The organism is Acidimangrovimonas sediminis (genome assembly GCF_002871005.1).
GTDB classification, from domain to species: Bacteria; Pseudomonadota; Alphaproteobacteria; order Rhodobacterales; family Rhodobacteraceae; genus Acidimangrovimonas; species Acidimangrovimonas sediminis.
In genome coordinates this window covers 54,981-73,193 of sequence record NZ_PHSN01000024.1, presented here as the reverse complement: position 1 = coordinate 73,193, position 18,213 = coordinate 54,981, and the positions used below count along the sequence as shown (strand labels likewise).

Here is an 18,213-nt window from a genome sequence, read left to right as displayed (position 1 = left end):
GGGCAGTTCGTCGCGACGGGCCGTCGCCGCCGTCCCCCGGGGGCTGCGGGGCGCTGCCAGGGGCGGCCATGCGCGGGATCGGCGGAGCGGGATGCCATGCCGCGGCCGGAATCCGCTTGCGGCCCGCGAGGGCTTCGCGCATGGTCCGGCCCGCCTGCAAACCGCCTGCAAGAGGGGCCGAGCCATGACCGGACAGGGGCCGAGGAACGTGGGGCCGAGAGGCCCGAAGAAACCCGCCTGGGTGGTCGACAAGGAACGCGCCAAGCGGGCCTCGGCGGCGGCAACGGTGTGGCTGTTCGGCCTGCACGCGGTGCGCGACGCGCTGGCGAATCCCGCGCGCCGCAAGCTGCGGCTGGTGGTCACCCGCAACGCCCATGACAAGCTGGCCGATGCCATCGCCGCCAGCGGGATCGAGGCCGAGATCGTCGATCCGCGCAAGTTCGACGTGCCGATCGACCCGGGCTCTGTCCACCAGGGCGCCGCGCTCGAGGTCAAGCCGCTCGACTGGGGCAAGCTGGCCGAGGTCTGCATCGGCGGCGGGGTCGACGATGGCGGCGCGCCGCTGGTGGTCTGTCTCGACCGGGTCAGCGATCCGCACAACGTGGGGGCCATCCTGCGCTCGGCCGAGGTGTTCGGCGCGCGGGCCGTGATCGCCACGGCGCGCCATTCGGCGCCCGAGACCGGCGCGCTGGCCAAGACCGCCTCGGGCGCGCTGGAGCGGCAACCCTATCTTCGGGTGACCAACCTGTCCGAGGCGCTGGGGGAGCTGAAGGAGATGGGCTACCTCGTGCTCGGTCTTGCCGGCGAGGCCGAGCAGGACCTGTCGGCGGCCCTCGATTCGGCGGGGCAGGGGCGTGCGGTGGCGCTGGTGCTGGGGGCCGAGGGGCCGGGCCTGCGCGACAAGACCCGGGCAACCTGCGACGCGCTGGTCAAGATCCCGTTCCGCGGCGCCTTCGGGTCTCTCAACGTCTCGAACGCGGCGGCTGTCTCGCTCTACGAGGTGGCGCGCCGGTCCGGGGGCTGACGGGCGCCCGTGCACAGCGGCCCCCGCAGAACGGGGCGGCGGTGCGGGAAATCGCCATCTGGCGGGCCGGTGACATGTCGTATGGCGGGGCGTGCGCGGGGCTCCGCCCGGCCGTGTCCAGGCCCTGCCGCACCTTGGTCGGGTCCGCATCGGGAGGGGGTCGGGGGCGTCCGGCCCTTGTCTCTGCGCCGCAGCATCGCCTCCTGGCGCAAGTTCTTGCATGGCCGCGGTTTTCACTGCCGTGCCCGGTTGACGCAGGGCAATTGTTTCAACCCGCTGACGGTACCTGACGGGCCGTCACGCTTTGGTTAGGTGGGCTAGCGCGGTGACGCCGTTGGGCGCATCTTGGAGCCGGGCCGCAACCGCCGGATTCCCCGCCGGGGAACGCCTTCCGCGGAGACCGGCCCCGCCGCCAGATCAGCCCGCATGTCCGCGCCCCGGACGCCACCCCGTCCAAGACACGAGACTGCCCAGACAGACCCGCCCGGACCCGCCATGACGACCCTCGACACTCTGACAGACCCGGCCGAGCCGACCCGCCGCAGCCTTCTGGCGCTGGCCGCCTGCGCGCCGCTGCCATGGATCCTGCCGGCGATGGCGCGGACCCAGGCCGAGCCTGCGGTCTGCACCTATGGCGGGCTGGCGATCGGCGGGCACGACCCGGTCACCTATTTCACCGCGGGAGTCCCGGAGGAAGGCAACAGCGATTACGCGCTGAAATGGCGCGGAGCGCTGTGGCTCTTCGTGTCCGAGGCGTCGATGGACCATTTCACCCGCACGCCCCATGCCTTCGCGCCCCGCTACGGCGGCTATTGCGCGATGTCGATGGCGGACGGGCACCTGATTCCCGGCGATCCGCAGGTCTGGGAGATCGACGAGACCCATCTCTACCTGTTCGCGAACACCTCCGAGCGTGATGCCTGGCGCGCCGACGTGAAGGGCAACATCTCGCGCGCCGACGTGAGCTGGCCGTCGATCCTGAAAGTCTGAGCGGACCCAGGCACGGGCAGGGGGCGGCACGGGGACGGCGCGCAGCGGCCGGCGTGATTAACAAAGCTTTCACAGGTTTGCTACAGGGTCTTCTCATCCGCAAAGGCGTGCTTATGTAGTTTCCCGGAAGCGCTGGTACGGAACACCGGCGTTTCAATTCACTGTCCCTCGTTCCGCACTTGCGCCCGGGCTCTGGTCCGGGCGCTTTTTTGTGTTAGATCTGCGGCATGACCGAGTATCCCGACGCCCTGCTGAAACGCATCCTGACCGAGACCAAGGTGATCGCCGTCGTCGGCGTCTCGCCCAACCCGGTGAGGCCGAGCTATTACGTTGCGCGCTACCTGTCGCTGAAGGGGTTCCGGGTGATCCCGGTCAATCCCGGCCACGCGGGCGAGCGGCTGTTCGGCGAGGAGGTGCGCGCCGACCTGTCCGAGATCGACGTGCCGGTCGACATGGTCGACGTGTTCCGCAGGTCCGAGGCGGTGCCGCCGATCGCCGAGGCGGCGCTGGCGGCGTTTCCGAAGCTGAAGACCTTCTGGATGCAGATCGGGGTGCAGAACGCCGAGGCGCGCGAGAAGCTCGAGGCCGCCGGCGTGACGGTGATCGAGAACCGCTGCCCGAAGATCGAGTATCAGCGGCTTTTCGGTGAGCTTCGGATGGCAGGGTTCAACACCGGGATCATCTCGTCGAAGCTGTGAGGCGCCGCTTGATCGGGGTGCCTCGCCCGGTTGCCTCGCCCGGGGGGGCCTCATCGGGGCGCCTCGTCATGCGCTTCGCTTCTCCTCGTCGTGACGACGAGCAGCAAAGCGCCCGAGGAGTCAGTCGCGTGCGGCCTTTTCCGCGATGCCGGAGGTGCCTTCGCGACGGGCAAGTTCGGCCAGCACCGCGTCGAGCGTCACGTCGCGGGCGGCGAGCATGACCAGCAGGTGATAGAGCACGTCGGCCGCTTCGGAGGTCAGCCGCGCGCTGTCGCCCTTCACCGCCTCGATGATCGCCTCGACAGCTTCCTCGCCGAATTTCTCGGCGCATTTCTCAGGCCCCTTGGCGAAGAGCTTCGCGGTCCAGGAGCTTTCGGGATCCGCGCCCTTGCGCGCGGCGATCGTCGCCGCCAGCCGTTCCAGGGTCTCGCTCATGTCAGCCTCATGGGAATGCCGGCGGCGGCCATGTGCTCCTTGGCCTCGCGGATGGTGTAATCGCCGAAGTGGAAGATCGAGGCGGCCAGCACGGCGCTGGCGCCCCCCTCGGTCACGCCCTCGACGAGGTGGTCGAGGGTGCCGACGCCACCGCTCGCGATCACCGGGACGGGGACGGCATCGACGATGGCGCGGGTGAGGGGGATGTTGAACCCCGAGCGCGTGCCGTCGCGGTCCATCGAGGTGAGCAGGATCTCGCCCGCGCCCCTGGCGGCAACGGTGCGGGCGAAGTCGACCGCGTCGATGCCGGTGGGCTTGCGGCCGCCGTGGGTGAAGATCTCCCACTTGCCGGGGCTTACGGTCTTGGCGTCGATCGCAACCACGATGCACTGGCTGCCGAAGCGGTCCGCGGCCTCGGCCACGACGTCGGGATTGGCCACCGCGGCGGAGTTGAAGCTGACCTTGTCCGCGCCCGCCAGCAGGAGGGCGCGGACGTCTTCGGAGCTGCGCACCCCGCCGCCTACGGTGAGCGGCATGAAGCATTGCTCGGCCGTGCGGGTGACGAGGTCGAACATCGTGCCGCGATTCTCATGCGTGGCGTGGATGTCGAGAAAGCAGAGCTCGTCGGCGCCGGCTGCATCGTAGGCGCGGGCGGCCTCGACCGGGTCGCCCGCGTCGCGCAGATCGACGAAGTTCACGCCCTTGACGACGCGACCGTCGGCCACGTCGAGGCAGGGGATGATGCGGGTCTTGAGCATCGGGGTCTCCTTTGCCCCTAGGTAGCCGCTTGCGGCGGGACGGGGAAGGGGGCTGTCGGCCCCCTCGGCCGCAAGGGCGGCCTCACCCCCCGAGGATATTTGTACCCAGAAGAAGGGATCAGGCGGCGAGGGCCGCGATCGCCGCGCGCAGGTCCAGCGCGCCGTCGTAGAGTGCGCGGCCCGAGATCGCGCCGGCGATGACGCCGGTGTCCCGGAGTGCTGCGAGATCGGCAAGCGAGGAGACGCCGCCCGACGCGATCACCGGGATCGAGACGGCGCGGGCGAGGGCCGCGGTCGCCTCGACGTTCGGGCCGCCCATGGCGCCGTCGCGGTCGATGTCGGTATAGATGATCGCGGCCACGCCCGCATCCTCGTAGCTTTGCGCGAGGTCGGTCGCGATCACCTCGGTTTCCTCGGCCCAGCCCTTGGTGGCGACGCGGCCCTTGCGGGCGTCGATGCCGACTGCGACCTGGCCGGGGAAGGCCATCGCGGCCTCGCGCACCAGGTCGGGGTCCTCCACCGCCACGGTGCCGAGGATGACGCGAGCGAGGCCGCGGTCGAGCCAGCGTTCGATGGTCGCCATGTCGCGGATCCCGCCGCCGAGCTGGGCGGGGACGTCGATGGCCTTCAGGATCGCCTCGACGGCCGCGGCGTTCACGGGTTCGCCCGCGAAGGCGCCGTTCAGGTCGACGAGATGGATCCAGCCGCAGCCGGCCTCGGCGAAGGCGCGGGCCTGGGCGGCCGGGTCGTCGGAAAACACGGTGGCCTTTTCCATCTCGCCGCGCAGAAGGCGCACGCACTGGCCGTCCTTGAGGTCGATCGCGGGGTAGAGGATCATCGTCGTCAGCTCCTGTCGGGATGGCCGTCCAATGCCACAGCCCGGGGGGGAATGCAAAGCGCGGCGGCGGGCCCGCGGCGCGGCCTGCCGGGCGCCGGGACATGGGCGGGGCGGGCCCGGGGGCGCAACGTCAATCTTGCCTGGCGGGCCCCGGCTGGCGGAAGATGCCGTCAGTCAAGGGAGGAGACCCATGAAGAATTTTGCCATTGCCGCGGCGCTGCTGGCGCTGACGAGCGTCCCCGCCTTCGCCGCCGATCCGCTGGTCGGCACCTGGAAGACCAAGCCCGACGACAACGGCCATTTCGGCTTTGTCGACATCAAGCCTTGTGGTGGGGCCTTCTGCGGCACGCTGGTCAAGGCCTTCGGTGCCGACGGCCAGGCGATGCAATCCGACAATGTCGGCAGGCGGATCGTCTGGGACATGAAGAACCAGGGCGGCGGCCATTACGGCGGCGGCAAGGTCTGGTCGCCCGACCGCGACAAGACCTATACGTCCAAGATGGACCTCAAGGGCGATGCCGTCGCCGTGTCGGGCTGCGTGTTGGGTGGCATGATCTGTCGCAACGGCGGCACCTGGACCCGGGTGAAGTAGCCCGGCCCGCCCTATCCGAAGACCGACCAGCCGGTCCTGCGCGCGAGCATCTCCATCGCCTCGGTGCCGAGGGCCGAGTTGCCGCGCGCGTTCAGCCCCGGCGACCAGACCGCGATCGCCGCCTTGCCGGGCGCAACCGCGAGGATCCCGCCGCCCACGCCGCTCTTGCCGGGAAGGCCCACGCGGAAGGCGAACTCGCCCGAGCCGTCGTAATGGCCGCAGGTCATCATCAGGGCGTTGATCCGTCGTACCCGTTCGGCCGAGACGAGGCGGGGCAGGGTGGGGGCATTGACGAGGAACCGCCCGGCGCGCGCGAGCTGGCGGCACGACATGGCGATGGCGCATTGGTGGAAGTAGGTGCCCAGCGTCAGCTCGGGCGCGTGGCGCAGGTTGCCATGCGCCTTGATGTAATGCGCCAGCGCGAAATTGCCGTGGCCATGGGCGGTTTCCGACCGCGCCACCGCCTTGTCGATATGGATCGCGTCGTCCTCCGCCGCCTCGCGGATGAAGCGCAGGATCGCCCCCAGCGTCTCGCGCGGGGTCGATCCTTCCAGGATCGCGTCGGTGGTGACGATGGCGCCCGAATTGATGAACGGGTTCCGCGGCCGCCCCTTCTCGTGCTCCAGCTGGAGGATGGAGTTGAAGGCGAGGCCGGAGGGTTCGCGCCCGACCCGCGTCCACAGCCGGTCCCCCAGTTTGCCAAGGGCCAGCGCCAGGGTGAAGACCTTCGACACGCTCTGGATCGAGAAGGCCGCGTCGGCGTCGCCCGCCGCATGGTCCCGCCCGTCGGCGGTGACCACGGCGATGCCGAACTGCCCCGGGTCGACGCGGGCCAGCTCGGGGATATAGCTTGCGGGCGCGCCGCGCTCGCTGCGCGTGGCCATCTCGGCGGCGATCTCGTCGAGGATGCCGCGCAGGTCCATCCTCAGGGCCGCCAGGTCAGGAAGTTGGCGATCAGCCGCAATCCGGTGGCCTGGCTCTTCTCGGGGTGGAACTGGGTGCCCACGATGGTGTCGCGTCCCACGATGGCGGTGATCTCGCTGCCGTAGTCGCAATGCGCCAGCCGATGCGCCGGGTCGGCGACACGGAAATGGTAGGAATGCACGAAATAGGCGTGATCGCCCGCCGCGATCCCGTCCAGAACCGGGTGGCCTGCCGCCCCGGGGTCGAGCACGAGATCGTTCCAGCCCATGTGCGGCACCTTCAGCGCCGGGTCCTCGGGCGCGATCCGCACCACCTCTCCGCCGATCCAATCGAAGCCCGCCGTCGGTTCGTATTCCAGCCCGCGCGTGGCCATCATCTGCATGCCGATGCAGATCCCCAGGAAGGGCCGCCCCTGGCCGATCACGACCTCCTCGATCGCCTCGAACACCCCGCGATGATCGAAGAGCGCCCGCCGGCAGGCCGGAAACGCCCCGTCGCCCGGAAGCACCACCCGGTCCGCGCCGCGCACCACCTCCGGATCCGAGGTCACGACGACCTCGCCCGCGCCCTGCTCGGCCGCCACCCGTTCGAACGCCTTCTGCGCCGAATGCAGGTTGCCCGAATCGTAATCGACGATCGCCGTCCGCATGATCAGACCCCTTGCCCTTCTTCTGAGCAGAAATATCCCGGGGGGTGCAGGGGGGCAGCGCCCCCCGCCGACCCCGCCGGCCCTAGAGCGCGCCCTTGGTCGAGGGCACCGCATCGGCCTTGCGCGGATCGGTCTCCACCGCCTCGCGCAGGGCCCGCGCCACCGCCTTGAAGGCGGCTTCCGCGATGTGGTGGCTGTTGATCCCGTCAAGCGCCTCGACATGCAGGGTGATGCCGCCGTGGGTCGCGAGCGCCTGGAAGAACTCGCGCACCAGCTGGGTGTCGAAGGTACCGATCTTCTCGGTCGGCATCTCGGCCTTCCACACGAGATACGGCCGCCCCGACAGGTCCAGCGCGGCCCGCACCAGAGTGTCGTCCATCGGCAGCAGGCACGCGCCGTAGCGTCGGATCCCGCGCTTGTCGCCCAGGGCCTTCGCCAACGCCTGGCCCAGGGCGATGCCGGTATCCTCGACCGTGTGGTGATCGTCGACATGCAGGTCGCCCTTGGCCGTCACAATCATGTCGATCAGCGAATGCCGCGCCAGCTGGTCCAGCATGTGGTCGAAGAACCCGACGCCGGTCGCCATCTCGTAGTGTCCCGACCCGTCAAGGTCGATCCGGACCGAGATGTCGGTCTCGGCGGTGGTTCGCGTGATCTCGGCCTGTCGCATCGGGCACTCCCCCTGACCTCGCGGGGCAGAGGGCCCCTGCGGTTCGCGCGCCTTATAGGGCGCCCCGCGGCGCTTGTTAAGCGGCTTGGCGCGAAAGGCGAATTCGGCGGGCGGCATTAAGCGGCCTTTAAGCCATTCACGGTCTAGTGAGACCACGATGTCTGGGCGAACGGCGTGTCGGAGGTATTCGTGAAGATCATGATTCTCGAACGGCCAGGAGACGAGGTCGCGGAAATTTCGGACCGGCTGAGCGGACTTGGCCACGATGTGCGTCACATCCCGGCGGTCGGGCGGGCGATGAACCTGGCCCGGGTCGATCCGCCCGACCTGCTGATCTCGGCGCTGTTTCCCGAAAGCGAAGGGGTGGGGGGCGAAAGCGGGCTCTCGGTCGCTATGGCGGCGCAATTCCACAATCCCTCGCTGGTCACGATCCTGCTGTCCGACAGCCTGATCTTCTCGCAGGGCGAGCTGTTCTCGATGCTGGGGTCGCTGCGCTGCGTGATGCGGCGGCCGGCGAAGGTCGACGACCTGATCGAGATCTCGGAACATTTCCTGGGCCACGGTCCGGTCAATTGCGCGCCCTCGGCCAATGGGCCGGACATCTGCGGGCACTGCCTGCTCACCGACATCTGCACCCGCGCCGCCCGGGCGCGTGCCGCCGCCGGCGAGGGGAGGGAGGCCTCCCGCCGGGAGAGCAACGCCGCCTGAACGACCTGCTGCGCCGCCGGATGTCGTGAAAGCCGGTGAAAATGAAAAAACCCTCCCGCAAGGGAGGGTCTTGTCATTGGAGCGGGCGATGAGATTCGAACTCACGACCCTAACCTTGGCAAGGTTATGCTCTACCCCTGAGCTACGCCCGCGCTCCGTGCCGCCCTATTAGCGGGGGCGAAGAGGGGCCGCAAGGGTTTTTTGAACCTCTCGGCCGGCGAAAGTGCGGCACGGAGCATCGGGGGGGCGGGGCCCGTGATCAGGGCGGTGCGGTGGCGCCATCGCCGTCCGGGGCGGGCGGTCGAGGGTTAGCGTTTCCGGCGCTTCGACGGCGGTTCGTCCTCCTCCAGGTGCCGGCGCTTCACCGATCGGCGGTCGGCGTTCTGCTGCTGCGCGATCTGCCCCGGCGGAATCGCGGGGGCGCCCGCGAAGATGATCGATTCGGCCATGTCGCCGCCGCCGTCCGCCCCCTCCACGTCCATGTCGTCCGCGCCACCGCCCGTCGCGGCGAAGGTCTTCTCCAGCTTCTCGTCCAGACGGGCGATCAGCTTGTCCTGCCGGGCGTTCTCGTAATCGTTCGGCATGTTCTCCATCGTGCGGGTCAGGACGACGTCGCCCGCCTTGTCCCGCACGGTCACGTGGAAATACTTCGGGTTCGCGGGATGGCGGCCGTATTCAAGCTCGACCTGCATGCTGTGGCTCCAGTCCGCCTTGCTCGTCTTGATAAGCTTGAGGATCTCGCGCTCCATCTTCCGCCAGTCGCCGGTCTGCTGCCAGAACCGCAGTTGCGGCACGATGTTGAAGGGGTGGTCGACGCCGCCAAGCTCCAGCGCGATGACGTGGCCGCGGTCCTCCGGCTTGTACTTGATGTCGGCGCCGCCCGCGGAATCGGGGGCCGAGGCGCGGCCCGTGGTGACGCAGGCCTTCAGCTTGCCCTCGACGCTGCGTATCTGCGGATAATAGGCCCGCCCCGGCCCCGGCGAAACGGGGTTCAGATCCAGGTAGACCTTGCGCTCCTGCCGCACCGCCATGAGGTCGAGCGAGGCGAGGCGCCCGTTGATAGAGACCCAGTCGTAGGTGACCGTGATCGGGCAGCCGGTGGGGCGGGACAGGTAGCTGCCCTTGTCGCGCATGTTGTCGAAAAGCGTGATCGTCTGGGCGCCAGGCATGAGCTTTACTCCTTCACCGGAAATTTTCCCTGCGGGATCGTCTTCTGGTCGAATCGTGCCGCGCGTGCTGCCCCGGGGCGTGCGGTTCCATGCAGCGTGGCCGATGGGCGCAGCGTTGACAACACTGGTGTCACAGGGGGCGGCGGCGGCGATGCGGGGCCCGGGCTGTCGGAGTGTGGAGGCGAAAACAGTAGGCCGACCCTCTGGGTCGGCCTTACTTGTTGTAATCTTTGAGAAGATCTTGGAGCGGGCGATGAGATTCGAACTCACGACCCTAACCTTGGCAAGGTTATGCTCTACCCCTGAGCTACGCCCGCATCCTTGGGTAGGCGGTCATCTAATGCCTGCGCCGCCCGCCCGCAAGAGGAAATTTCATCTCGTCGTCATCTGTCGTGCCGAACCGGTGCGGCGCCGCTCCGTGGTGATAGTGGCGCGCCGCGCGCGCTTGTGCAGGGGCAGGCTGGACGGCGGCGCCCGGGGCGGGCAATCTTGGCGCCATGACAGCACAGAATTCACAGAATTCCGCCGCCCGCACGCTTGTGCGCAAGGTTTTCGATGCGGGCGTGGCCGCGGCCGATCCCGCCCGTGCCGTGACCGAGGCGCTGGGCCGCCGCCCCGTCGGTGCAGGGCCGGGCGGGCGGTTGGTGATCGTCGCGATCGGCAAGGCGGCGCTGGGGATGGCGCGGGCGGCGATGCAGGCCTGCGGGCGGGCCGAAGTTCTCGCCGTCACCAATTACGAGAATGCGGCCGACCTGCCAGGGGCGGTGGTGATGGCGGCGGGCCACCCGGTGCCCGACACCCAGGGCGAGGCCGCGGCGCGGGCGGTCGAGTCGCTCCTGCAAAGCCTTGGGGCCGGCGACCGCGTGCTGGCGCTGATCTCGGGCGGCGGCTCGGCGCTTCTGCCGGCGCCGGTGGCGGGGCTCAGCCTCGACGACAAGGCCATGGTGAACCGGCTGCTGCTGGGCTCCGGCGCCTCGATCACCGAGATGAACCTGGTGCGCCAGCAATTGTCGCGGCTCAAGGGGGGCGGGTTCCTGCGGGCGGCGGCGCCGGCCGAGGTGACCGCGCTGATCCTGTCCGACGTGATCGGCGACGATCTGCGGGTGATCGCCTCGGGGCCCACGGTCGCGCCGATCGGCACGCGGGCGGAGGCGGCGGCGACGCTGCGCGATCGCGGCCTGTGGGACAAGGTGCCCGAGGTGGTGCGCGCGCATCTCTCGGCCGAGGCCCCTGAGGCCCCAGAGCCAGAGGCGCTTCCCGGGGCCGACAACCGGCTGGTCGGGTCGAACGGCCTGTCGGTCGGCGCGATGGCCGAGGCCGCGGCGCGGGCGGGGCAGGCGGCGCAAGTGGTCGACACGCCGCTAGACGGGGATGTGGCAGAGGCGGCGGCGCTGCTTGGGGCGCTGGGTCCGGGTCTCTGGCTTCTGGGCGGCGAGACGACGGTGGTGCTGCGCGGCACGGGCCGGGGCGGGCGCAACCAGGAGCTGGCGCTGCGGGTCGCGCTGATCGCCGAGGAGGGGGGCTGGCCCGAGGGCTGGGTCTTCCTGTCGGGCGGCACCGACGGACGCGACGGCCCGACCGACGCGGCGGGCGGGCTGGTCGATGCGGGCACGCTCGGCCGGATCCGGGCGGCGGGCCTCGATCCGCGGGCGCTCCTTGACGAGAACGACAGCTACGCGGCCTTGGAGGCGGCGGGGGATCTTCTGATGACCGGCGCGACAGGAACCAACGTGGCCGACCTTCAGGTGCTGTTCCGGCCCTGAGCGGGGGAGGCTCCGCGCGTGCCTATTCTCCCGGCGCGCGGTCGCGGGCCTTGCCGAGCAGGCGCCCGATCAGGAACGAGGTCCGCGGCACGTAGACATAGGAGGTGCGCGAGACCGAGGGCCGCGCCCGCATCCTGGCAAGGCCGAAGACGATGAGCAGGATATGGGCAAGGCTGATGAAGACGAACATCGACTTCGGTCCCGCGACCGCGATCAGGGTGGAGACGAAGACCGGGCTCGCAATCGCGCCGACGGCATAGAGGAACATCTGCGCCGCCGACAATTCCACCCGCTGGTCTGGACGGGCGTAGTCGTGGCCATGCGCCGAGGCGACCGAGTAGATCGGGATGGTGAAGAAGCCGAAGAGCCCCGCGCCCAGCGATGCGCCGAGCGGCCCCATGCCGGCAAGCGCGATCGTGGCGATGCTGGCGAGGATGGCGCCCGCCGACAGCCAGATCAGGATCATCCGCCGGTCGAACTTGTCCGCCAGCGCGCCCATCGGGATCTGCGCAAGCCCGCCGCCGGCGACGTAGGCGGCCAGGAACAGCGCGATGTCCGAGGTCGATAGCCCCACGGCGATGCCGTAAATCGGCCCGACCATGCGGAACGCCGCGCCCGAGACGCCCGAGACGATCACCGCGACCGATCCCAGCGGCGAGCATTGGAACGCCAGCCCCGGGCGCAGCCGCGGCGCGGCGGGGGTTTCCGGCTGGCCGACCCGGGTCAGGGTCAGGGGCAACAGCGCCGCGCAGCAGAAGATCGCGAGAAGGTTGTAGGACATGTATTCCGCGGGCGGCAGCACGCTGACCAGAAGCTGGGCCAGCAGACTGCCCGAGATGTCCACCACCCGGTAGACCCCGGTCGCGCGGCCCCGGGTCTCGTTCGTGACCTTGCCGTGCAGCCAGGCCTCGATCACCGTGTAGCAGCCCGCGACCGACAGGCCCGACAGGACGCGAAAGCCGGCCCAGGCCACCGGGTTCACCCACATCATGTGGGCAAGCATCCCGATGGTGCCGGCCGCCGCGCAGGCCGCGTAGGCGCGCGAATGGCCGATCGTGCCCATCAGGCGCGGGGCCCACCAGCAGCCCACGAAGAAGCCCAGGAAGTGCGCCGAGCCGAGAACGCCGACCTCGGCCTTGGTGAAGTGCAGCTGCAACCCCGACACCGCGTCGATCGGCGCCACGCCGCCCGCCCCCAGCTGCATCAGCAGCACCGAGGCGAAGAGGGCGGCAAAAGAGATCAGCAGGCGCATCGCGCGACTCGGGGCAGCTATGTCGCGCTCACACTGGCGAGAAGCGCGGGCGAAGCCCAGACCCGATCTTGCGATGAGCCGACTTTCGATTCCGGAGGAAAGTCGCGCAGACGCCGGGGCGCTTCAGCGGTGCGGCCTGAGCCTGCTGCGGTGAGCCTGCTGCGGGACGCGAGCCAGACACACCCTGAGGGCTCGCCATCAAGGTCCTTCAGGGGACGCAAGGAAGCGACCCGGGCGACTGGAGGACCGCCCGGGCCGCCGATCGGCACAGTCTTGGGACTTCTGCGCCGAATCCGGTCCCGCTCCGCGTGGCTCGGTGCGGGAACCATGATCGCCGGCCCTGGAATCTCGGGGCCGGACCTGCGCGCCCCGGGGGTCAGCACTCCCCCGAGCCGCCGGCCGTCCCCTGGGCGGCGACCGATCGCTCTTGCATCGGTGTCACAGATGGGAATTTTCTTGCGGTTTTCATCCCTGCGTCGGTCAAATCGGCGGGAGTTGGCCGTGATCTGCGCGACCGGAAGGCGCTACGCCGCGGCGGTAGTACGGGCCGGAGGGGGTGTTTGCGTATTTGGGGAACAATGAAAGGGCAGGGGAGCGAAAGGGAAAGGGCGGGGGAGCGAAAGGGAGGAGGGTGTCAGAACTCCACTTCCAGCTCGACGATCTCGTTCGGCTCCGCCAGCGCGCCCTCGGTCCATTCCACCATGAGGGGCCATTCGAAGATCGTGTCGCAATAGGCCTGCAACGGCGGGTCGAGCGGTACCCCGTAGGTGCGGAAGCGGGTGCAGACCGGGGCGTACATCGCGTCGGCGACGCTCGGCTTGCCGAAGAGGTAGGGGCCGCCATAGGCCTCGAGGCATTCGTGCCAGATGGCCTTGACCCGCTCCACGTCCGGGCGCGCGCCCGAGAAGATCTTGAAGCTTTCGTGCCGCGCCTTGAGGTTCATCGGCAGCGCCGAGCGCAGGTTGTGGAAGCCCGAGTGCATCTCGCCCGAGACGGCGCGGCAATGGGCGCGGGCGGCCTTGTCGCGCGGGTAGAGGCCCGCCAGCGGCTGGATCTCGTTCAGATATTCGGCGATGGCGAGGGTATCCCAGACCTCGACCTTGCCATGGGTCAGCCGCGGCACCAGCACCGAGGGCGACAGCAGCAGAAGTTCCTGCCTTGCATCCTCGTCCTCGGGGTCGACATGCGATTCCTTGAAATCGAGCCCGGCCATCCGGCACAGAAGCCAGCCGCGCAGCGACCAGGACGAGTAATTCTTGGACGAAATCGTGAGGGTTGCCTGTTGCATGATCGTCTTGGCTCCGGGTCCGGGTCGGATAGGCCGATTTTCATCCCGTGGGGGGCATGCTGCACTAGCGTTGATCGAAAATCGGACGGGTGCCCATGCTTTATGCCGCTTATCAAGGCCAGGACGACCTGATTGCCCCTTTCCGCGCCGCTGCGCGGATGGCGCAGGCCTATTTCCCCGGGGGCGGCGGCCCCTTCGCCACGATGATGCGGCCGTTCGGCGCGCTGGCCGAAATGGTCTCGCGGTTCGAGCTGTCGCATGTGCGGCCCGATTTCGGCATCCGCGCCGTGCCGGCCGGCAACCGGATGGTGCCGGTGCGCGAGGAGGTGGCGCTGGACCTGCCGTTCGGCAACCTCCTGCATTTCGTGCGCGAGATGGACGCGCCGCAGCCCAAGGTTCTGATCGTGGCGCCGCTCTCGGGGCATTTCGCGACGCTGTTGCGTCACACGGTCGAGGTGATGCTGCGCGACCACGACGTCTACATTACCGACTGGAAGAACGCCCGCGACGTGCCGCTTGCGGCCGGGCGCTTCGGGATGGATGAATACCTCGACTACCTGATCCGCTTCCTGCAGGAGATCGGGCCCGGTGGCCACGTGCTGGCGGTCTGCCAGCCCTGCGTGCAGACCCTGGCCGCCGTCGCCGCGATGTCGGAGGCCGAAGACCCCGCGACGCCCCGCACGATGACACTGATGGCGGGGCCGATCGACGTGCGCGAAAGCCCGACCGAGGTGAACGCGCTGGCGCAGGAAAAGCCGCTCTCGTGGTTCGAGACTCAGGTGATCTCCACCGTCCCGCAGCGCTATCCGGGCAGCGGGCGGCGGGTCTACCCGGGGTTCGTCCAGCTCACCGCCTTCATGCAGATGAACATGCAGCGCCACAAGGAACAGCACCAGAAGATGTACCGCCACCTCGCCGCGGGAGAGCTGGCCGAGGCGGAGAAGATCAAGACCTTCTACGACGAGTATTTTGCCGTCCTCGACCTGACCGAGGAATTCTATGTCGAGACCATCGACCGGGTATTCCAGCGGGCCGAGCTTGCGACCGGCGCATTCACCTATCACGGCGGCAGGGTGAACCCCGGCGCGATCCGCAAGACCGCGCTGCTGACGGTGGAAGGGGGGCGCGACGACATTTGCGGGCTGGGCCAGACCTCGGCGGCGCATGACCTGTGCTCCTCGCTCCGCCCACACCTGAAGCGCCACCACCTTCAGGCCAATGCCGGGCATTACGGCGTCTTCGCCGGCCGTCGCTGGGAGACGCAGGTCTACCCCGCCGTGCGCAACCTGATCCTCGCGATGGAATAGGGCCGGCCGGCATCCCTGCACGAAAGCCGCGGCCCCGTCCCCTTTCATTGTTCCCCAAATACGCCGGGGGGTGCAGGGGGCAGCGCCCCCGCCGGCGCGACCTCTCCACCCCGCCCGTCCGCCTGGCTCGCATTGCCACCCTGCCGCGCGACTGTCACATAGTTCCTTCAAGACAGCCGGACACCGACACGAATACGTCGAGGAGGACACATGACCCTTTCCGCCTTCACCGCCCCCGGCCGCTTCTGGCGCGGGAACCTGCACACCCATTCCGACCGCTCGGACGGCGCCCTGCCGGCCGAGGAGGTCTGCCGCCGCTATGCCGCCGAAGGGTATGACTTCATCGCCCTGACCGATCATTTCACCGGCATGTTCAATTACCCGATCACCGACACGACCGGGTTCCGCCGTAACGATTTCACCACCATCCTCGGCGCAGAGCTGCATTCCGGCGCGATGCGGAACGGGGAGTTGTGGCACATCCTCGCCGTCGGCTTGCCGCCTGATTTCACCCCGTCGAATTCGCCCGGCTTCCTGCCGGTCGAGGGCCAGGAAACCGGGGCCGAGCTTGCTCGTCGCGCCCGTGAGGCCGGCGCCTTCGTGGCGATCGCCCATCCGCAATGGTCGGGCCTGACGCTCGAGGATGCCCGCGGCCTCGAGGCGGCGCATGCGGTCGAGATCTACAACCACGGCTGCGCGGTGGGCTGCGACCGGGCCGACGGGGCCGCGATCGCCGACCTCCTGCTGACCGAGGGCCGCGACCTGACCCTGATCGCCACCGATGACGCGCATTTCACCGAGCCGGACCATTTCGGCGGCTGGGTGATGGTCAAGGCCGAGGAGAACGACCCCGATGCCCTGCTGGAGGCACTCAAGCGCGGCGATTTCTATGCCTCGCAGGGGCCCGAGCTGCGTGATGTCCGGCTTGAGGGCAAGTCTCTGGTGGTGGAAAGCGGCGCCGTCGCCACGGTGATCGTGCAGGGCAAGGGATGCGCCGCCATCGCCCGCCATGGCGAGTCCATGACCCGCACGGAGATGCCGCTGGTGCGGTTCAATGCCAGCCCCTGGATCCGGGTCACGGTGATCGACCGGGCCGGGCGACGCGCCTGGTCGAACCCGATCTGGTTCTGATCCTGGGCAGGGCTGGCCGATCGGGGCCGTCCGCTTGGGGGGCTTCCGTTCGGGTACCTTAGCTTACGGCCTTTCACCGCGGGCCTGCCCGTTTGGGGGCTCCGCTCGGGTGCCTCCCTTTGGAACCATTCCCCTCCGGGCCATTCCGTTCGGGGCTCACGGATCTGGGTCTCACCGATCGGGGGCTTGCAGCTCAGGGCGCGTCCGCCTCGGGGGCGTCGGGGGCGAGGATCAGCGTGACCCTGTCGCCGGCAAAGACGGTCTGGCCGTATTCCACCGGCCGGCCCGCGGGGTCGATGCTGACCTGTTCGGAACTCAGCACCGGGTCGCCTTCGGCCAGCTTGAGGTGCCGCGCCTGCGTGGCCGAGGCGCGGGTGGCGCTCAGCCGGGTCTCGCGCCGGGTGTAATCGGTCACGCCCGCGCGGCCGAGGGCCTCGGTGACCGACGAGATCTCGGCCAGCGCCTCGGCCATGCCGGGCAGGCGCTCGGCGGGAAAGATGCTCAGGAAATGCGCAATCGGCACGGCATCGGCGAGTGACACCCCCTCGGTCACCACGACGGGCGCGCCGGGGGCAATCTCCAGCCGCGCGGCCTCATCGGCATCGGCGGGCCGGGTCTCCAGCCGCAGTACCTGCCGCCCCGGCAGCCGCCCGGTCGCCGCGATCGCGCGATGGAACCTGACCCGGCGCCCGATCGGATACTCTGTCGGCGCATGTCGCACGAAGACGCCCGCACCGCGCCGCGACAGGGTCAGCCCGCGCTCAGCCAGCGCAGCCAGCGCATGGCGTACGGTGTGGCGGTTGACCCCGAAGCGGCTGGCCAGCGCGGCCTCGGTGGGAAGCTTGTCGCCGGGGCCATAATGTCCGGCGGCAATCTCTTCCTCCAGCGTCGCGGCGATGGATTGCCAGACCGGGGGGCGGCCGGCGGCACGGTCGGAGCTGCGGCGCATCGGGTCCTCCTGCGACGGGGGGCGGGGCTTTCCCTTCGCCACGGGTCCCGCTATGATTTGTCTAGTTGTATAGTAAGCTCGACAAATCGGCAAGTTGTCCAGTGTCGGCGCGCGAATGGCAGCTGCGCGGGCGGCCGGCCAGATCAGGCCAAACCAGGCCAAACCAGGCCAGATCAGGCGAACGGAACGGAGAGACGGAAATGAGTGGGACGGTCTTCGCGGTGGTTATCCTGGCGGCGGCGCTGCACGCGACATGGAACGCGCTGGTCAAGGGCGGCGCGGACAAGGCCGCGGCGATGGGCGCGGTCGTGATGGGGCAGGGCGTGTTCGGGGTGGTGGTTCTGGCCTTCGCGGGCCTGCCCGGCGCGGCCTGCCTGCCCTACCTCGCCGCCGGGGTGGCGCTGCACATGGGCTATCAGCTGTTCCTGATCATGGCCTACCGGATCGGCGACCTGACCCAGGTCTACCCGATCGCGCGCGGGGTGGCGCCGCTTCTGGTGGCGGTGGTGTCGGTTGGCGTCCTCGGGGTGGAATTCAGCCGGTCCGAGCTGATCGCGATGGGGATGATCTCCATCGGCATCGCCTCGATCAGCCTGGTGCGGCGCCGCGACGGGCTTCTGCAGGGCAAGGCGACCGGGCTTGCCCTGATCACCGGGGTGTTCATCGCCTCCTATTCCATCACCGACGGTCAGGGCGCCCGCCTGGGCGGCACCGCGCTGGGATATTACGGCGTGATGTCGGTGCTGGACGCGCTGCTCTTCGCGGCAACGCTGCGGGTCGCGCGGCCGGGGCTGCTTGGACGGTCGCTGCGGCACCGCCGACATCTTTTCCTCGGCGGCGGGGCCTCCTTCGTCGCCTATGCGCTGGTGGTCTGGTCCTTCACCCAGGCGCCGATCGCGTTGGTGACGGCGCTGCGCGAGACTTCGATCCTCTTCGCGCTGGGGATCGGCGTCTTCGTGCTGCGCGAGCCGCTGAACCTGGGGAAGGTGCTGTCGACGGCGCTGACCCTCGCAGGGGTTATCTTCCTGCGGCTCGGCCGCGGGTAAGGTGCAGCGGCACGGCCTGATC

The 18,213-nt window shown here is 69.3% G+C and carries 19 protein-coding genes and 2 tRNA genes; 9 read left to right on the top strand and 12 right to left on the bottom strand.

All coding sequences use genetic code 11. The annotated features are described in order from the left end of the window. Positions 1 to 184: 184 nt before the first annotated feature. From rlmB to CVV76_RS19805, 3 genes are all read left to right on the top strand, one after another. Entirely contained in the window at positions 185 to 1,024 is an 840-nt protein-coding gene (rlmB, locus tag CVV76_RS19815; protein WP_102226428.1) for a 23S rRNA (guanosine(2251)-2'-O)-methyltransferase RlmB, read from the top strand. Positions 1,025 to 1,519: 495 nt separating this feature from the next. Next, complete coding sequence (locus CVV76_RS19810; RefSeq protein WP_102226427.1) at positions 1,520 to 2,014, top strand: YHS domain-containing (seleno)protein; 495 nt, start codon at positions 1,520 to 1,522, stop codon at positions 2,012 to 2,014. Between the two features lie 227 nt (positions 2,015 to 2,241). Continuing rightward, on the top strand, positions 2,242 to 2,712 hold the full coding sequence (locus tag CVV76_RS19805) for a CoA-binding protein (protein ID WP_102226426.1): 471 nt from the start codon (positions 2,242 to 2,244) through the stop codon (positions 2,710 to 2,712). A gap of 120 nt (positions 2,713 to 2,832) precedes the next feature. On the opposite strand, the gene CVV76_RS19800 is transcribed toward CVV76_RS19805, so the two are convergent. The 3 genes from CVV76_RS19800 to hisA form a co-directional block, all read right to left on the bottom strand. Beyond that, positions 2,833 to 3,147 carry a phosphoribosyl-ATP diphosphatase gene (locus tag CVV76_RS19800; RefSeq protein ID WP_102226425.1) on the bottom strand — a complete coding sequence of 105 codons (315 nt, stop codon included), beginning with the start codon at positions 3,145 to 3,147 and terminating at the stop codon, positions 2,833 to 2,835. Beyond that, the gene (hisF, locus tag CVV76_RS19795) at positions 3,144 to 3,905 is read right to left on the bottom strand and encodes an imidazole glycerol phosphate synthase subunit HisF (protein WP_102226424.1); all 762 of its coding nucleotides are present in this window, start codon (positions 3,903 to 3,905) and stop codon (positions 3,144 to 3,146) included. Before hisF ends, CVV76_RS19800 begins: the two co-directional genes overlap by 4 nt. 118 nt (positions 3,906 to 4,023) lie before the next feature. Beyond that, positions 4,024 to 4,743, bottom strand: coding sequence for a 1-(5-phosphoribosyl)-5-[(5-phosphoribosylamino)methylideneamino]imidazole-4-carboxamide isomerase (gene hisA, locus CVV76_RS19790; protein ID WP_102226423.1), 720 nt, complete (start codon positions 4,741 to 4,743; stop codon positions 4,024 to 4,026). Between the two features lie 190 nt (positions 4,744 to 4,933). Here hisA and CVV76_RS19785 point away from each other — a divergent pair, with 190 nt between their 5' ends. Then, positions 4,934 to 5,335 carry a DUF2147 domain-containing protein gene (locus CVV76_RS19785; protein WP_102226422.1) on the top strand — a complete coding sequence of 134 codons (402 nt, stop codon included), beginning with the start codon at positions 4,934 to 4,936 and terminating at the stop codon, positions 5,333 to 5,335. Between the two features lie 11 nt (positions 5,336 to 5,346). Here the strand turns inward: CVV76_RS19785 and CVV76_RS19780 are convergent, their stop codons facing one another. From CVV76_RS19780 to hisB, 3 genes are all read right to left on the bottom strand, one after another. Continuing rightward, complete coding sequence (locus tag CVV76_RS19780; RefSeq protein WP_102226421.1) at positions 5,347 to 6,258, bottom strand: glutaminase; 912 nt, start codon at positions 6,256 to 6,258, stop codon at positions 5,347 to 5,349. Between the two features lie 2 nt (positions 6,259 to 6,260). Continuing rightward, positions 6,261 to 6,908, bottom strand: a complete 648-nt coding sequence (hisH, locus tag CVV76_RS19775; RefSeq protein WP_102226420.1) for an imidazole glycerol phosphate synthase subunit HisH — start codon at positions 6,906 to 6,908, stop codon at positions 6,261 to 6,263. 82 nt (positions 6,909 to 6,990) lie between these two features. Further along, on the bottom strand, positions 6,991 to 7,578 hold the full coding sequence (gene hisB / locus CVV76_RS19770) for an imidazoleglycerol-phosphate dehydratase HisB (protein WP_102226419.1): 588 nt from the start codon (positions 7,576 to 7,578) through the stop codon (positions 6,991 to 6,993). A 189-nt stretch (positions 7,579 to 7,767) separates the two neighbouring features. Between hisB and CVV76_RS19765 the strand changes: the two genes are divergently transcribed. Next, positions 7,768 to 8,286, top strand: coding sequence for a hypothetical protein (locus CVV76_RS19765; RefSeq protein WP_146010334.1), 519 nt, complete (start codon positions 7,768 to 7,770; stop codon positions 8,284 to 8,286). 77 nt (positions 8,287 to 8,363) lie between these two features. Here CVV76_RS19765 and CVV76_RS19760 read toward each other — a convergent pair. The 3 genes from CVV76_RS19760 to CVV76_RS19750 form a co-directional block, all read right to left on the bottom strand. Continuing rightward, positions 8,364 to 8,438 (bottom strand) — tRNA-Gly (locus CVV76_RS19760). Positions 8,439 to 8,594: 156 nt separating this feature from the next. Then, positions 8,595 to 9,455, bottom strand: a complete 861-nt coding sequence (locus CVV76_RS19755) for a DNA/RNA non-specific endonuclease (RefSeq protein ID WP_102226417.1) — start codon at positions 9,453 to 9,455, stop codon at positions 8,595 to 8,597. 242 nt (positions 9,456 to 9,697) lie between these two features. Beyond that, positions 9,698 to 9,772, bottom strand: a tRNA-Gly gene (locus CVV76_RS19750). Between the two features lie 180 nt (positions 9,773 to 9,952). On the opposite strand from CVV76_RS19750, the gene CVV76_RS19745 reads away from it, so the two are divergent. After that, a complete protein-coding gene (locus CVV76_RS19745; protein ID WP_102226416.1) occupies positions 9,953 to 11,218 on the top strand; it encodes a glycerate kinase type-2 family protein in 1,266 nt (421 codons plus the stop codon). Positions 11,219 to 11,240: 22 nt separating this feature from the next. On the opposite strand, the gene CVV76_RS19740 is transcribed toward CVV76_RS19745, so the two are convergent. Then, entirely contained in the window at positions 11,241 to 12,470 is a 1,230-nt protein-coding gene (locus CVV76_RS19740) for an MFS transporter (RefSeq protein ID WP_102226415.1), read from the bottom strand. 634 nt (positions 12,471 to 13,104) lie between these two features. Next, entirely contained in the window at positions 13,105 to 13,758 is a 654-nt protein-coding gene (locus tag CVV76_RS19735) for a glutathione S-transferase (RefSeq protein ID WP_102226414.1), read from the bottom strand. A 95-nt stretch (positions 13,759 to 13,853) separates the two neighbouring features. On the opposite strand from CVV76_RS19735, the gene CVV76_RS19730 reads away from it, so the two are divergent. Both CVV76_RS19730 and CVV76_RS19725 read left to right on the top strand, forming a co-directional pair. Beyond that, the gene (locus CVV76_RS19730) at positions 13,854 to 15,065 is read left to right on the top strand and encodes a polyhydroxyalkanoate depolymerase (RefSeq protein ID WP_102226413.1); all 1,212 of its coding nucleotides are present in this window, start codon (positions 13,854 to 13,856) and stop codon (positions 15,063 to 15,065) included. A 210-nt stretch (positions 15,066 to 15,275) separates the two neighbouring features. Then, positions 15,276 to 16,196, top strand: a complete 921-nt coding sequence (locus tag CVV76_RS19725) for a CehA/McbA family metallohydrolase (RefSeq protein WP_102226412.1) — start codon at positions 15,276 to 15,278, stop codon at positions 16,194 to 16,196. A gap of 193 nt (positions 16,197 to 16,389) precedes the next feature. On the opposite strand, the gene phnF is transcribed toward CVV76_RS19725, so the two are convergent. Then, entirely contained in the window at positions 16,390 to 17,145 is a 756-nt protein-coding gene (phnF, locus tag CVV76_RS19720) for a phosphonate metabolism transcriptional regulator PhnF (RefSeq protein ID WP_102226411.1), read from the bottom strand. Positions 17,146 to 17,345: 200 nt separating this feature from the next. Here phnF and CVV76_RS19715 point away from each other — a divergent pair, with 200 nt between their 5' ends. Next, positions 17,346 to 18,191, top strand: a complete 846-nt coding sequence (locus tag CVV76_RS19715) for a DMT family transporter (RefSeq protein WP_102226410.1) — start codon at positions 17,346 to 17,348, stop codon at positions 18,189 to 18,191. Positions 18,192 to 18,213: the final 22 nt, after the last annotated feature.

Coding starts and splice junctions, on each gene's coding strand:
- rlmB (WP_102226428.1), top strand. CDS start 185: ATGACCGGACAGGGGCCGAGGAACGTGGGGCCGAGAGGCCCGAAGAAA.
- CVV76_RS19810 (WP_102226427.1), top strand. CDS start 1,520: ATGACGACCCTCGACACTCTGACAGACCCGGCCGAGCCGACCCGCCGC.
- CVV76_RS19805 (WP_102226426.1), top strand. CDS start 2,242: ATGACCGAGTATCCCGACGCCCTGCTGAAACGCATCCTGACCGAGACC.
- CVV76_RS19800 (WP_102226425.1), bottom strand. CDS start 3,147: ATGAGCGAGACCCTGGAACGGCTGGCGGCGACGATCGCCGCGCGCAAG.
- hisF (WP_102226424.1), bottom strand. CDS start 3,905: ATGCTCAAGACCCGCATCATCCCCTGCCTCGACGTGGCCGACGGTCGC.
- hisA (WP_102226423.1), bottom strand. CDS start 4,743: ATGATCCTCTACCCCGCGATCGACCTCAAGGACGGCCAGTGCGTGCGC.
- CVV76_RS19785 (WP_102226422.1), top strand. CDS start 4,934: ATGAAGAATTTTGCCATTGCCGCGGCGCTGCTGGCGCTGACGAGCGTC.
- CVV76_RS19780 (WP_102226421.1), bottom strand. CDS start 6,258: ATGGACCTGCGCGGCATCCTCGACGAGATCGCCGCCGAGATGGCCACG.
- hisH (WP_102226420.1), bottom strand. CDS start 6,908: ATGCGGACGGCGATCGTCGATTACGATTCGGGCAACCTGCATTCGGCG.
- hisB (WP_102226419.1), bottom strand. CDS start 7,578: ATGCGACAGGCCGAGATCACGCGAACCACCGCCGAGACCGACATCTCG.
- CVV76_RS19755 (WP_102226417.1), bottom strand. CDS start 9,455: ATGCCTGGCGCCCAGACGATCACGCTTTTCGACAACATGCGCGACAAG.
- CVV76_RS19745 (WP_102226416.1), top strand. CDS start 9,953: ATGACAGCACAGAATTCACAGAATTCCGCCGCCCGCACGCTTGTGCGC.
- CVV76_RS19740 (WP_102226415.1), bottom strand. CDS start 12,470: ATGCGCCTGCTGATCTCTTTTGCCGCCCTCTTCGCCTCGGTGCTGCTG.
- CVV76_RS19735 (WP_102226414.1), bottom strand. CDS start 13,758: ATGCAACAGGCAACCCTCACGATTTCGTCCAAGAATTACTCGTCCTGG.
- CVV76_RS19730 (WP_102226413.1), top strand. CDS start 13,854: ATGCTTTATGCCGCTTATCAAGGCCAGGACGACCTGATTGCCCCTTTC.
- CVV76_RS19725 (WP_102226412.1), top strand. CDS start 15,276: ATGACCCTTTCCGCCTTCACCGCCCCCGGCCGCTTCTGGCGCGGGAAC.
- phnF (WP_102226411.1), bottom strand. CDS start 17,145: ATGCGCCGCAGCTCCGACCGTGCCGCCGGCCGCCCCCCGGTCTGGCAA.
- CVV76_RS19715 (WP_102226410.1), top strand. CDS start 17,346: ATGAGTGGGACGGTCTTCGCGGTGGTTATCCTGGCGGCGGCGCTGCAC.